20 protein-coding genes are annotated in these 13,906 nt (G+C 28.0%); 18 read left to right on the top strand and 2 right to left on the bottom strand.

Features of this window, described 5'->3' with window-relative positions; all coding sequences use genetic code 11:
• Positions 1 to 13: 13 nt before the first annotated feature.
• From BINT_RS00435 to BINT_RS00510, 18 genes are all read left to right on the top strand, one after another.
• Entirely contained in the window at positions 14 to 325 is a 312-nt protein-coding gene (locus BINT_RS00435) for a hypothetical protein (RefSeq protein WP_014486578.1), read from the top strand.
• Between the two features lie 124 nt (positions 326 to 449).
• Complete coding sequence (locus tag BINT_RS00440) at positions 450 to 884, top strand: phage protein Gp36 family protein (RefSeq protein WP_014486579.1); 435 nt, start codon at positions 450 to 452, stop codon at positions 882 to 884.
• Positions 885 to 886: 2 nt separating this feature from the next.
• Positions 887 to 1,351, top strand: a complete 465-nt coding sequence (locus BINT_RS00445) for a phage virion morphogenesis protein (RefSeq protein WP_014486580.1) — start codon at positions 887 to 889, stop codon at positions 1,349 to 1,351.
• 10 nt (positions 1,352 to 1,361) lie between these two features.
• Positions 1,362 to 1,907: a hypothetical protein gene (locus BINT_RS00450; RefSeq protein WP_232473715.1), complete on the top strand. Its 546-nt coding sequence runs from the start codon at positions 1,362 to 1,364 to the stop codon at positions 1,905 to 1,907.
• A 59-nt stretch (positions 1,908 to 1,966) separates the two neighbouring features.
• Complete coding sequence (locus tag BINT_RS00455; protein ID WP_014486582.1) at positions 1,967 to 3,463, top strand: hypothetical protein; 1,497 nt, start codon at positions 1,967 to 1,969, stop codon at positions 3,461 to 3,463.
• A gap of 43 nt (positions 3,464 to 3,506) precedes the next feature.
• The gene (locus BINT_RS00460) at positions 3,507 to 3,860 is read left to right on the top strand and encodes a phage tail tube protein (RefSeq protein WP_014486583.1); all 354 of its coding nucleotides are present in this window, start codon (positions 3,507 to 3,509) and stop codon (positions 3,858 to 3,860) included.
• Between the two features lie 19 nt (positions 3,861 to 3,879).
• Positions 3,880 to 4,353 carry a phage tail assembly protein gene (locus BINT_RS00465; protein ID WP_014486584.1) on the top strand — a complete coding sequence of 158 codons (474 nt, stop codon included), beginning with the start codon at positions 3,880 to 3,882 and terminating at the stop codon, positions 4,351 to 4,353.
• 116 nt (positions 4,354 to 4,469) lie between these two features.
• Complete coding sequence (locus tag BINT_RS00470; protein ID WP_014486585.1) at positions 4,470 to 6,077, top strand: phage tail tape measure protein; 1,608 nt, start codon at positions 4,470 to 4,472, stop codon at positions 6,075 to 6,077.
• Positions 6,074 to 6,502 carry a hypothetical protein gene (locus BINT_RS14990; RefSeq protein ID WP_014486586.1) on the top strand — a complete coding sequence of 143 codons (429 nt, stop codon included), beginning with the start codon at positions 6,074 to 6,076 and terminating at the stop codon, positions 6,500 to 6,502. The genes BINT_RS00470 and BINT_RS14990 overlap by 4 nt, the downstream gene beginning before the upstream one ends.
• A complete protein-coding gene (locus BINT_RS00475; protein WP_014486587.1) occupies positions 6,503 to 7,459 on the top strand; it encodes a methyl-accepting chemotaxis protein in 957 nt (318 codons plus the stop codon).
• On the top strand, positions 7,456 to 7,815 hold the full coding sequence (locus BINT_RS14995) for a hypothetical protein (protein ID WP_014486588.1): 360 nt from the start codon (positions 7,456 to 7,458) through the stop codon (positions 7,813 to 7,815). Before BINT_RS00475 ends, BINT_RS14995 begins: the two co-directional genes overlap by 4 nt.
• A 125-nt stretch (positions 7,816 to 7,940) precedes the next feature.
• Positions 7,941 to 8,960: a hypothetical protein gene (locus BINT_RS00480; protein ID WP_014486589.1), complete on the top strand. Its 1,020-nt coding sequence runs from the start codon at positions 7,941 to 7,943 to the stop codon at positions 8,958 to 8,960.
• Complete coding sequence (locus tag BINT_RS00485) at positions 8,950 to 9,516, top strand: hypothetical protein (protein ID WP_014486590.1); 567 nt, start codon at positions 8,950 to 8,952, stop codon at positions 9,514 to 9,516. The genes BINT_RS00480 and BINT_RS00485 overlap by 11 nt, the downstream gene beginning before the upstream one ends.
• Before the next feature lies 1 nt (position 9,517).
• Positions 9,518 to 9,841, top strand: coding sequence for a phage GP46 family protein (locus tag BINT_RS00490; RefSeq protein WP_014486591.1), 324 nt, complete (start codon positions 9,518 to 9,520; stop codon positions 9,839 to 9,841).
• The gene (locus BINT_RS00495; protein WP_014486592.1) at positions 9,834 to 10,880 is read left to right on the top strand and encodes a baseplate J/gp47 family protein; all 1,047 of its coding nucleotides are present in this window, start codon (positions 9,834 to 9,836) and stop codon (positions 10,878 to 10,880) included. Before BINT_RS00490 ends, BINT_RS00495 begins: the two co-directional genes overlap by 8 nt.
• A complete protein-coding gene (locus BINT_RS00500) occupies positions 10,871 to 11,959 on the top strand; it encodes a DUF2313 domain-containing protein (protein ID WP_014486593.1) in 1,089 nt (362 codons plus the stop codon). Before BINT_RS00495 ends, BINT_RS00500 begins: the two co-directional genes overlap by 10 nt.
• An 11-nt stretch (positions 11,960 to 11,970) precedes the next feature.
• Positions 11,971 to 12,648: a hypothetical protein gene (locus BINT_RS00505; protein WP_014486594.1), complete on the top strand. Its 678-nt coding sequence runs from the start codon at positions 11,971 to 11,973 to the stop codon at positions 12,646 to 12,648.
• A gap of 20 nt (positions 12,649 to 12,668) precedes the next feature.
• Positions 12,669 to 13,310, top strand: coding sequence for a hypothetical protein (locus tag BINT_RS00510; protein WP_014486595.1), 642 nt, complete (start codon positions 12,669 to 12,671; stop codon positions 13,308 to 13,310).
• A gap of 55 nt (positions 13,311 to 13,365) precedes the next feature.
• Here the strand turns inward: BINT_RS00510 and BINT_RS00515 are convergent, their stop codons facing one another.
• The gene (locus BINT_RS00515) at positions 13,366 to 13,671 is read right to left on the bottom strand and encodes a hypothetical protein (protein ID WP_014486596.1); all 306 of its coding nucleotides are present in this window, start codon (positions 13,669 to 13,671) and stop codon (positions 13,366 to 13,368) included.
• A gap of 66 nt (positions 13,672 to 13,737) precedes the next feature.
• Positions 13,738 to 13,881, bottom strand: coding sequence for a hypothetical protein (locus BINT_RS14765; RefSeq protein ID WP_158306601.1), 144 nt, complete (start codon positions 13,879 to 13,881; stop codon positions 13,738 to 13,740).
• Positions 13,882 to 13,906: the final 25 nt, after the last annotated feature.

Here is a 13,906-nt window from a genome sequence, read left to right on the forward strand (position 1 = left end):
TAAGGAGTTGTATATGCCAAAAACTAAACAAAATGATATTGAAAATAAAGAGGATCAAGGTACAGAAAATACAAATATGAATAATAAAGATGAAATAAATGATTTACAGCAAGATAATACAAAACAAGCAGATTTGCCTGATACTGAAAGCGATAACAAATCAGAAAAAATAAAAGTATTTGTAAAATGCAATACAGGAAATAATAGCTATTATAGAGCTGGAATAAAATTTTTTAATGTGTTTAGAGAGTATCAAATAACAAAAGAAGTATTGAAAATTTTAAAGAAAGATAAACATTTAATAATAACTGATACTTTAGATTAATAAATATGTTTTTGTATAGCAATAAGGAGTAAGTGAGCCAAGCCAGCCAGAGGTGTGAATAAGTTTACTTATTCACACCTTTGACGAAGGCACGCAAAGCGACGGGTGGGCGAACATAAAAATAATGAAGAGTTTAATATCCTATGAAGAATTTGCAAGCAGGTATTCACAAGATGTTTTGCCTGAATTAAAAGATGAAGGAGAACCTAAAGAACATGTTTTGCAGGCTATTAATGATGCTACAGGTATTATAGTATCTCATTTATTTTGGATTATAGATAAAGAGATAAATGATATTACAGAAAATATTCCTATTCAGTTTGAAAGTGTATTAAAAACTATATGCTGTGATATAGCTTTTTTAAGAATAAATGACAAAGTATCAAGTGATGAAGATTCAAGAGAAAAATATAAAAATGCAATGAATATGCTTGAAAAAATAGATAAGGAATATAGAGGACTTTCTGGACCAAATTTGCAAAGCTCTTTTATAGTAGATGAAAAAACTGATAAAGATTTATTTGATAATAGATTTTTCAAGAAAGGTGAATTTATATAAAAATGTCTGCGGAAGTTTTTATAACAGATATTGAAGAAATAAAAAAATTACAAGATAAATTAAAAAGTCTAAAATTATCTTCAAGCGAGGAAAGAGATATTTTAGAGGCTATAGGTACTGAAATAAAAACTCAAATAGAGGAAAGGTTTGAAAATCAAAGAGATGTAAGCGGTAATAAATGGCAAGACATATCTCAAAAAACTAGAGAATATTATAACAAAAAAGGAATAGTAGGGAGTATATTAAGCAGGACTAGACAATTAAGAGATACTATAGAAAGCCAAGTAAATAATAGTCAATTGCTAACAGGAGCTACAAAAGTTTATGCTGCTGTTCACAATTTTGGAGATGATTCAAGAAATATACCTCAAAGGGAATTTTTAGGTTTAAGCAGCGATAATTATGCAGATATTGAAAATATCATAAATGAGTTTTTGGAAAATAGTATAAAGAAAGCTAATAATTAAAAAAGTGAGTATGCACAATAAAATGACATATCTTGATATTAGAAATAATGTTGAAAATCAAATAAAAAAATATTTTGAAGATAGAAAGATAAAAATAAATGTAGAAGCTAGTGCAGGTGCTTTGAATATTGATGAAATTAAAAGGATTTTTATTAAAGCTCCAAGTATATTCGTTTCTATGGCAAATATTAATGTAGAAAAAGAATATATTAGATTTGTAAATTATGTTGTTGTAAGAGCTAATCAAAAAGACAAAATATATGACAGCGGACTTGAAATAACTGGAGCTTTAATAGCATGCATAAAAAATATAGATTCTGGAAGCTGGGGATACGATAGCAAGAATATTTCAGCTGATTGTCTTTATTCTGGTGAGCTTGATAAAATAAATGCATGTCTTTGGGGTATATCTTGGGATTTGAATGTAAGAAGTATAAATATAGATGGTGATATAAACGATGTTTCTGGTTTGGATGATTTTGAAGGATATGATGCTGAACATAAAGTAGAAGATAAAACAGCAGAAGATATAGTAAACATTAAAGATAATTCATAAATAAAATAATAAAAGGAGGAAACAGGAACTAATAACAAATTAAGTTCTTGTAAATGCAAATGTCAACAATTAATTTTAGTCAAATACCTGATTCTTTACTTGTTCCTGGACAATATCAAGAAGTAGATAATTCACTAGCAGGTACAAGAACAGAAATTAAAAGAATACTTTTAGTAGGTCCTTTCTTAGCTACAGGTACTGCAAAAAATGGAGTTATAGAAAGAATAACATCTACTATTAAAGCTGGTGAAAAATTTGGATATGGTTCAATACTTTCTGTAATGTGCGAACAATTTTTATCAGTAAATAAGAATGATGAACTATATGCATTGCCTATTACTGATAATGGAACTGCATATTCAAAAACATATAAAATAGCATTAACAGAAGCTAATCAAACAGGTAATATAAAGATTACAGTAAATACAACTGAAATAAATATTTCAGTTGTAAAAGAAGATACAGCAGAAACTATAGCAGGAAAAATAGCAGCTTCTGTTAATACAATGTTTAACTTCTTTATGAATGCTGTTTCTGGAGAATCAGCAAATGAAGATGCTACTTGGAATATAACTTTTAATGCATTAAATAAAGGTGATTATGGAATTATCTTAAATATAGAAAGCGATAATTCAAAAATTACTTTTGCTGAAGATAGTAAAACAGATGCAGCAGATTCTCCTGTTTCAGATTGGAAAGTATATTTTGATGCTATTGGAGAAACTAGATACAATTATATAATAAATGCTTTTAATGATGAAAATACATTAAAAAAGTTTGCTGAAGAGTTAGAAAGCAGATATTCTGCAACTAGGCAAATAGGCGGAAGAATGTTTGCATATTTGAAAGGAGAAATAGGAAATACAAGCGAAAATGACAGTATAGTAGGCAAAGCCTCAAAAGTAAACAGCCCTCATATATGCTTTATTCCCATAGTACAAACTTCATCATCTATTAATACAAATGAGTTTCCTATAATATTTTTAACTAAAATAGCTGCTGCTGCTATTACTGAACTTATAAATGATCCTTCATCAAATACCTTAGGGTTGGAAGTTGCAGGAATAACTACAAATAAATCTCTTTTATTCGAAGAACGTCAAAACTTACTTACAGGAGGAGTTGCAACTTACAATACAGATGCTCAGGGAAATGTTTTAATAGAAAGACTCGTTACAAGCTATACAACTAACTCAGAAGGTGCAAGAGATACTTCGTATTTAGATATTCAAATTGTAGAAACTATAGATGCTATAAGAACTTATATAAATAATGAAGCTAAAACAAGATTCAAAGGCTGGAAATTATCAAGTACAAATGAAGATTTCGGAGCAGGTGCTAAAGTAATGAATGCTGAAGTATGGACATCATTTTTATGTGAATTATATCAATCTGTATTTATGGAAGAGCGTGCTTGGACACAAGATTTTCAATCATATAAAGAAAGCATAACTGCACAAGTAAAATCAGGTACAAAAACTTGGCTTGAATATGTACATAAGCCAATATTAATAGGTCAGTTCTATATAGGAGCTGGATTGAATCAATTTAAGTAAAAAATAAATAATAAGGAGGCGGATGTAAAACATCCTTGTTTTTATGGAATTATTCAAGGTATATAAAGTTACTTCAAGATTATTGGGAGATTTGCCTTTACAGGCTAATGGTACAACTTTCAGTCCTCAGTCATATTCAAGAGAAACAAAAATAGGAGAAACTCCTAATGCTACTGGATATGTTGAAACCAATACAGTAGCAGAGCTTAAATTAAAATTAAATGCTGTATTAGATCCTGGAGTATTTTCAGGGGTAAAAAATGATACATTGACTATTTATTTTAAAAATGGAATGGTTTATATGATGGCTAATGCTTGGGTAACTGACAAAGTAGAATTAGGTCAAGGAGAATATGAAGTTACTTATAATTCAAAGTTCAGCGAAAAAATAAAATAAATATTTTGGAGTGTATAAAGTGAATAATGAAATAGTAATAAACTTAAAATATCCAATAACACAGGGTGAAAGAACTGTAACAAGTTTAATATTGCCTAAAAATGTATTAGTTAGACATATTATGGCAGGTGATCCATATCCTCAAAATACAGTTTCAAGAGAGGTCGCTATGTTATCTGCTATGACAGGAGAACCTGAAATAATATTACAAAATATGGAAATAACTGATTGGGTAATTTGTCAAGCAAAATTAAATGAACTTATAAATAATTCTATTTCTAATACTGAGGAAAAGGATAATAAAAAAAATGATGAATATGTTGAAGAAGATTATATAGATATTATAAATATATTTAGAACTTTAATACTTGAAGTTATGATAATGTCTAAAGGTTTAAGTTATGATAATTTGATTAATATGACAATAAAAGAATTTTTAAAATGGCATAAAGAAAGTTTAAGAATTTATAAAGTAATAAAAGGAATATTTTAATTTAAGGAAAAGAGAGCCGAGCCAGCCCCACAGGGGCACAGACGTGTGAATAAGTTTACTTATTCACTTCTTTAAGGCGAGGCGAACATTGCCTTCGGCACGCAGGAGCGGCAACAATGAGTAATATAACAGCTGGCGTTTTAATAAAATTAAAAGATCAATTCTCTTCTGGTATTGATAAGGCTTCCAATAAAGTTAATTCTTTTCAGAGTAAAATGCAGGGAGCTTTTTCAGCGATAGGTGCCTACTCGGCAAAAATAGATGGGATATTAAACTCTACAGCAAGTAATTTAGCTACTTTAGGAGTTTCTATAGGTGTAGGTGCTACAATTAATAAAATGATAGCATTTGAAGATAGGATAAATAAAATAGGTACTGTTGCAAAAATGAATGCCAAAGATATAGAAACTGCAAAAAGACAAATGGAGGGTTTAAGTGAAGCTATATATAAAGCAGCTATGCAGTCAGATGTAAAAATAGATGCCAATGAAATTATTGATGCTATGGATCAAATAATGGAAAAAACAGGTGATATGGATTTTGCAAGAGCTAATATAGATAATATAGCAAAATCTATAAGGGCATTTAATGCTACAGGAACAGATATAGGCTCATTACTTTCGGAATTTTCTAAATTAGGATATACATCTGAAGAAACATCAAAGCTGCTTGATGAATTATATTCTCAAGGAAATAAGGGGGCTTTTGTAGCTAAAGATTTCGCATCTTTAGGAGCTTCTATAATTTCGGCTTATTCTGTAATAGGTACTGCTCCAGAAGACATAAAAAATGTTGGGGCTTCAATGCAAGTTTTAAGACAGGCAGTTGGATCATCTGATGAAGCTGTTACAAGGCTTGAAGCAGTAATGTCTGAACTTGCTAATCCAGAAACTCAATATGCTTTAGAACAATTAGGGGCATCATTAGGAAAAGATTTCTCTGTAACAGATTCAAATGGAAAAATGAAGGATTTAAATACTATTATGATGCAGATAGTAAATGCTCAGAAAGAATTAGGTAATGGTTGGGGTGCTTTGAGAGAGAATAAAGTATTTGGTTCAGATATGGTTTATGAAGCTTTAAATGCTTATAAAAATTATGGTTCAAGTTTAGAAAAGTATTTAGATTTAGAAGATGCAAAAGGTATGAGAGATAAAGCAGCAGCAGAGAATGCTAAAAGTTTGGCAGCTAATATTCAAAACTTGCAGACAGCTTTTGATTCTTTTGCAAATAAAAACGTAGCACCATATTTAGAAAAAGTTACAGGAATATTAAATAATTTTGCTAAAAATCCTGAAAGATTTGATGCCGTATTCAAAGTTATAGCAGCTGGATTTGGAATATTTATGACAGCAAAATTGGTATCAGGGGTTGCTAATACAATTAGTTCAATAAACAGTTTGAAAAATATGGCAAAAGGCAATATATCATCTACGCTGCAAGCGGACAGTCGTCATATACAAGGAACAGGAACTCCTATTCCTGTTTTTGTTACAAATATGGGACAGTTTTTTTCAAATGGAAATAATTCTAACACATTCAAAGCAGGTCAGTCATCTTCAAATATACCAAATATCAATAATGGAAAAATGACTTGGAAAAGTTTAGGAAAAACAGCAGGTGCAGGTGCTATGGGTGCTGCTGTTACTGCTATACCAATGGCTATAAGCGGATTTATGGCTGCTAATGATCCTTCACTTTCAAAAAAGAACAAAATAAAATGAAAGGTGAGGCTGTTGGAGGAGCCGTTGGAAGTATTGCGGGTACAGCTATAGGAGCTAGTGCTGGAGCTGCTACTTCCGCTGCTATAGGTGCTGCTATAGGTTCAGTTGTTCCTGGACTCGGCACAGCTATAGGAGCTTTAGTAGGTGCTGGTGTTGGTATTGCTGGAGGATATTTAGGAAGCAAACTTGGCGGAAAAATTGGAGAAAGTTTGACTAAAGAAGATACTTTAGAAAAAACTATTACTGCTAATAATATACAAAATAACAATGCTCAGGTTGAAATGAAAGGGGCTGCTAATATTGGAGTAGATATAAAATTGACAGATGAAAGAACTTATTATAAAGCTACTCCATACAATAATAACATACCAAATATAAATATACAAACAGGAAATATTAATGAAATAAGGAATATGGCTTATTAAATGGAAAATACTAGCAATTTGAAATATCCTAGCTCTTCATCTTGGAGAGAGGCTTATGAAATACAAAGCCTTGTAAAATATGAAGCTCCTAATATAGAAGCTGTTTATTTCTTATATGATAATATAAATATTTCAGGCGGACAGTCTTTAGATAATTCAAGTTATCCTAATTTTGGGTATTGGAGTAATACTTCAATTAATGAATCTGTTAATAAAATAAGAGTATCTGGTTTTTTAAGAGATGAAGAATATTTAAATAAAAAAATAGATTTAATAAATGCTTTTAAGATAAAAACAGATGATGAAAATCCAGCTTTTATTTTTTTACCTCTTTATCCTAGATTAAAAGTAACTTTAGAAAACTGGTCTATAGATGAAAAAGCGAATGAAAATGGTCAATGTAAAATAGAACTTAATTTTAATCTATGTGCTGAGACGAGTGTCCGCCTTTGGCGTAGAAAAAATGATGAAAATTATAATTTTCTTAATATAGAAGATGCTAAAAACAATGTTCAGGAAATAGCTAATAAAAATCTTGAAAAGAAATTAGAGAATAATTTTAATTATGATACTTTTTTATCAGGTATAAATAATGTATCAAGTAAACTCTCAAATGTTATTGGAATGATACAAGGAAAAGCAGATTATATTAATGATATGGCAAGGGCTATAAATACAATATCTTCTACAATCGCCCAAGGAATTAGAACTCCTTCAGTTTTCGCTGATGCTTTACAGAATGTTGTATCTTCAATAGTTAATGGAATAATAGATATAAAACAGTCTGTAAATGAAACTGCTGAAAGCTCAAAATCATTCGCCGCAGGCGGACAGTCGTCAATTAACAGCATACTTCCAATAGAAAATGCAAAAAATAATGAAAAAAAGTTTTACTTCAGTTTCTTAATTTTTATAATTATGATACTACAAAAGATACAATTTCTTTTAATGAAATGAATACTGCAAAAGAAAGTGATAATTTTATTAAAATAATTGCAGTTACTGCTGTTGCTAGTATTATAATTCAAATAGATGATAGTAAAGAAAAAATAAAAAATTATTTAGAACTATATGACAAATTAAATGATTCTATAAATAAAGATGATTATGAACTTAATAATGCTTTAATAGACTTAAAAATATCTGTTATAGAAGAATTGAAAATAAAAGAATTAAAGAAATTAAGAAAAATTAAGTTCAATAAGAATATGACATTATTAAATGCAGAGCATTTTTTGAACTCATACAATTTGAGAGATTTTAATTTTATAGAAGATAGTTTTGTACTTCCTAAAGAAATATTTTATGTTTAAGAAAAAGTGAGCCGAGCCAGCCCCACAGGGGCACAGACGTGTGAATAAGTTTACTTATTCACTTCTTTGCCGAAGGCACGCAAAGCGAAGGCGAGGCAAACATAGCAAATAGGAGTATTATTAAAATGCATATTAAAGTTTATGCTGGAAAAAATAAGAGATTAATTAATTATAATTCAATTATTATAAAAAAGAGTATTGATGAAATATGTAATACTGCTGATATAGTATGTCCTTTAAGCGAATTAAAAAAAGTAGAAAAACATGACAGGATAATAATAAAGGCTCTTATGTGGAATAATGATGAGAGGAATGTAACAACTACTTTAGTTGATGACATTAGTGCTGTATTAAATAATAATCAAAAGCAGATGACTATACATTCACGTTCTTATGCAAGAGATATAATAGATTCTACAGATTCAGGAAGAATTGAAGGCGGTACATTAGTAGAGGTAGTAAGAAAAATAGCACAAAAATATAATTCTAATATAGTAGTATCACATTACCCTACAAACAAAGATAATTCACCTCCTATAGCATCTTTTACATGGGAAAATGAAAGTGTTTGGCAGAAACTTCTTACTATAGCAGAAAATAATGGATATGCAATAGCTTCAAATCAACAGTCTGGTTTGTATGTTTGGGATAAAAAACAATATTTATCAAGTATCCCAAATCATAGTTTAAAAGAAAATTGGAATATAAAATCTGCAGTTTTGGATAAAAAAGGATATGAACAATTTAATTGTTATAAGATAAAAGGAAATTATGGAGTTGGAGAAAAGTTTGATGATAAATGCGATACAAAAAGAGTGTTTACTCTATTTTTTACAGATGAAAATATATCTCAACAAGAACTTTTAAATAGAGCTGAATCAGAATTAAAAAGAAGAAAATCAGATGAACTAAATATCAATGTGTATGGCTGGGGACTTCCTGAAAAAGAAATAGAAAAATTACAAATAAGAAATAAAAGTGAACAGGAAGTATTTTATGAACCTAATCAATTAATAAAAGTAAATATTCCTTCTTTTGGAATAGATAACTATAAAGTAATAAAAAGTGTTGAGCTTATTCTTAATAATGAAGAGTATTCATCTAATATAATTTTAGTAGACAAAGGAGCTAAAAATGAATATTAATAATTTTATTTCTTCTATATCTTCTAAAATAGCAAATATGATAACTATTTCAAAATTTATAAAAAGAAATAATGATGATACTATTCAAGTAAAATCTTCTTATGATAAAACAATAGAAAAAAAAGAATTATTTCCTTATGGATTTATTGCAAAAGCTAAAGAAGGAGAAGTAATTATTTTATCTAAAGGCGGTAATTTTGACAGCTCTCAAATATTGCCTATTTTATCTAGTGATAAAGCTCCTGAAATTAAAGAAGGAGATACATGTATATATAATGAAAAAATATCAATAATTATAAATGAGGATATGATAAAAATAGGAGGAGATGATTTCGGCGGACTTATAAAAATAGAAGAATTAAAAAAAGAATTGGAAAAAAATAATCAAATACTTAAAGCTATATTAAATATATGTCTTGGAGCTCCTATACCAGAAGCTGGAAATGGAGCAAACTCTGCTTTTCAGCTTGCTTTAAGTACTGCTTTAGCTGGAAAAACAATTGCTAATTTTGGTAATATAGAAAATACAAAAATAGTGCATGGAGCCAATAATTGAAATGTTAGAAATAGATCTAAATAAATATAATAATATAGAATATCTTGTTTCTATGAGCATCTATTCCAATAAAAATAAATGGTGGGCAGACAATTATTTTGGAAGCGATTTATTTGCCAAAAAAGATAAATTAAGCAAAGAAACTCAAAATGAAGTAAAAAGAATAATAACTGATTCTATTGAATGGATAGTTGAGGATGGACTTGCAAAAGATATAGAAGTTGATACTGAAATAGAAAATAAAAGCAGATTAAATTATTCTGTTTTAGTCAGAAAGCCTGATAATAATACAGAAATTATAAAAGGAGTATGGAATAATGAATGAATCTTTAGAACAATTAAAAGCAAAAATATTAAATCAATATTACAGTGAATTAAATCCGCTTGAAAATACTCCTAAATATAATTTAGTAAAAGTAATAGCAAATGTAGAAGCTGGTATTCAATATTCTCTTTTGGGTGATATAGAGTTTTTAAAAAAACAAATCTTTCCTGATACAGCAGAAAAGGATTTTTTAAGAGCTCATTGGGCTGATAGAGTACCGCCTCTATATGCTGAGGTGGCAAGCGGAAGTATTTTAATAGAAGGAATACCAGGAGTTTCAATACCAGCAGGATGTGTTTTTTCATCAAATATTGGTAATACTTATTTTAATTCTAAATCATATATAATTGAAAATGATGGAAGTATTGAAATTGAAGTGCAGGCTCAAAATGCAGGAAGCAGCTATAATTTAAAAAAAGACTCAAAATTATCTCTTACTTCTAACTTAATTTCTAATGTAAGCAGTGAAGCGGTGGTAAAAAAAGATATAGAAGGCGGTACAGATGGAGAAACTGATGAAAACTATTTACTTAGGGTATTAAATTATGTAAAAAGCAGTTTAAATGGTAAATCAGGAGATTTTGCGGCTTGGGCTTTAAATGCTTCAAGTGAGGTATCTAAGGCTTGGGAGTTTAAAAACTTTAATATCTTTGGGGCTTTACTTATAGTAGTTCTTGGAGGTAATTCTGAAACAGGTTTCTATAAAATATCAAATATAGAAAGAATACAAACATATATAGAAAATGTGGCTCCTCCAATTATTTTTACAGTAAAAGCACTTGATTTGATTTATATTAATTTAACTATAGATTTATTACCTCTTGAAGATACTATGATAAATAGAAAATATTGTGAGAATACTATAAAAGAATATTTTTTAGAGAAAGCTAAACCTGATATGTTTATCAATACAAGTACATTAAGAGATTTAATTGTAGATGGAGTTAGTATTTCTAATGCTTCAGTAACTATAGAAGATGGTGATAAATATATTAGTCAATTACAATTTCCAGTTTTAGGAAGTATATTATGGGTTTAATAGCATCAAAAGAACAATATTTTGAAGCAGTGAAAAGCCTTTACCCTGAAGGACTATTTTTTGAAAGACAGTTTGAAAATAAAGATTCTGATATATATAAACTTGTTAAAGTACAATCAGAAATGATTTATAATTTAAAAAAAGAGTTGAATAAACTTTGGCTTGAATCAAGACTTGAAACTTGTACAGAAGATACTATAGAAGATTATGAAAGAATATTATCTGGTATATTAAGACCAGATCTAACTTTAGAAGAAAGAAAAACTATTCTATTGATACAGAATAAAAATAAATTAAATATAGATTCATTAAATACAATAATAAATAAATATTATTCAGCTAATATTATAAAAATAGATGAAAAAATTAAGCCTTCTGTTTTTGGTTTTAGCAGATTTGGTAATGATAGGATTTTTAATTATAGGGCTTTCTGTATAATAATGATTTATTTAACCATAGAAGATCCTTCTAAAAAACAAGAATTAGAAAAATTCTTAGACACTATATTTATGGCTAATAAAATTATTATATATAATTATATACTTCCTAGTATAGAAGAAATAACTGTTGATTATATTAATAAAATAATAAAAAATTATATATCTGGATGTACTGTACAGAAAATAGAAAAAGATTTTGAACAAAGTTTATTCGCTCATAGTAAATTTGGAAGAACTAGAATATTTAATTATATGCATTCAAATTCTATTATTATATATGTTACATTAGCAGGAAAAAGAAAACGAGCTTTATTTGAAGATATTTTCTATACAATATTTAGTATAAACACAGATAAAACTATATTTTTTGTATATGTTATTCCAGCTGAAATAGATTTAAATGACTTAAACAAAAATATTGAAAAATATGATGCTCATATATTAAAATCTTTTAATTATTTTGAATCCAGTGAACTTGGAGATTTGAAAACTGGACAAATAAGGATATTAAATTATATAAATCATAGAACTATTATTTTTTATGTACAATTAAATAACCAAAATCAAAAAGATAATTTTGAAAGCTATATTAGATCAATTTATCCAGAAAATATAGTATTTTTTGAATATATAAATTAAGGAGTTAAATTATGTCAGGATTATATCCAGTAGATCAAGATATTAATATTTTTGGTGAAATAATAAAGTTTCCTTCTATGGGAAGCGATGGGAAGTTTACAAATGGAGATTTTACAGACCCCAAAAAACCAGCTTCTTTTATTCCTGCCGAAACTATAAATCTTATAATAGATAATTTAAATAATTTAATAAAGTATTGTGGTTTAGAACCTAATAATACAAGCGAAACACAATTAAAAGAAGCTATTGATAAATTAATTTTAAATAAATCATGTCCAATAGGATCAACATACATACAATTTGCTGAAGATGATGGGACTTTTGATGCAAGCAAATCTCCAGAAAAACTTTTTGGAGGTACTTGGCAATTAAAATATAACACAGAAAGTGTGTTTTTTAGAACAGAAGGTTCATTATCGGAAGAAGGTCGTTCCAATGGTATACAGCAAGATGCTATGCAAAAATTAACAGGTACTATACACACTTATAATACTCAAAATCATAAGATAATTATGGATGGTACTGGATGTTTTAGTATTGAATCAGGAGGAGGATATGGTTCAAATTCAGATACAGGCTTATTGCAAGTTTCGCAAGGTGTAAAATTTGATAATTCTAAACGGGCTAGAACTTCTACTGAAAATAGAACTAAAAATAGGAAAATTAGAATATATAAAAGAATAGCTTAATTTTTATAGGAGTATTATATATGAATATAGTAATTTTTAACAATAATAAGATAAAAGAGATTATTTCTACTGATGAAAACACTGAAATAGCAATAAAGAAGCTAAAAAATCAAGGTTTTATTGGTGATAATGATGAATATAAGGTCTTTGATAATGTTCAAAATATGGGAGTAAAAGATATTAGAGCTATTAAGAATGATGGTTCTGTAATGAGTATAGAAGAACAAATTGAAAATAAAATATTAGTTTTAGAAAAAGATGAAGAAATAAGAAACGGACAAATATATAAACTTGATAAAAATATACAAGAGGATTTAATTAAATTAATAGAATTAGGTATTGAAAAACTAGAGCCTACTCAAAAAATAGAAATATCTGAAGATGGTACAAAGTACATAATAGAAAAATCTATGGAAGAAAAATTAAGAGAAAATCTTATAACTCAGGAAGAATATGATAATTATATAATTCAAATAAGGCAAATGCAATATCAAACTAATTTAGATGGAGCTAGAGCAGAACTTTTAGACAGTGTTTTAAGTAATTTATCAAATCAAGGTCTTTTAACAGAAGAACAAAAAACACAATTAGATATGTTAAATAATAAAAGGATAGAAATAAAAGAATCAAATCCTAAATCTGATATTTTATTAAATGCCTAATTTGGTATAAAAAAGCCCTATAAATTGATAATTTTATAATTTATAGGGCTTTATTTTATGCAATTCTTTTATAAACACGTATTTTCCTATTTTTAGTTCTATTTTCAGATGCAGTTGTAACTACTTTAGAAGCATTAAAATTTATATTTATATGAGTTAATATTCCATTATTTGCACCTGAAGGATTAAATCCAGAAGGAGGAGAAGTAAAATAAGAAAAAGAAAAAGGACTATTTTTCCAATTATTATGATTTCCATTATTATTATGATATGAATCAAAGTTTCCTGTAATATTTCTAATAGCATCACCTTGAATGCCATTGGAACGACTTTCTTCCGATAATGAACCAAATGTTAACAAATATCAATATATTAAAGAACTGCTTCTATACTAGCATAGCTTGATTGCAAGTCAAGGCAAAAACTGTTACTTATATTTTTTTGATTTTATAGTTTCTTCTATCTTAGTGTAAATAAGTACAACTAATGTTACAATTACAAAGTTAATTACTACCAAAGAAAATGATGCTGATATGGAAAATAATAGTTTAATATGACTATTTTCAATCATTTTTGCTAAATCAAAAGTATAAATG

Source organism: Brachyspira intermedia PWS/A (assembly GCF_000223215.1).
Lineage (GTDB): Bacteria > Spirochaetota > Brachyspiria > Brachyspirales > Brachyspiraceae > Brachyspira > Brachyspira intermedia.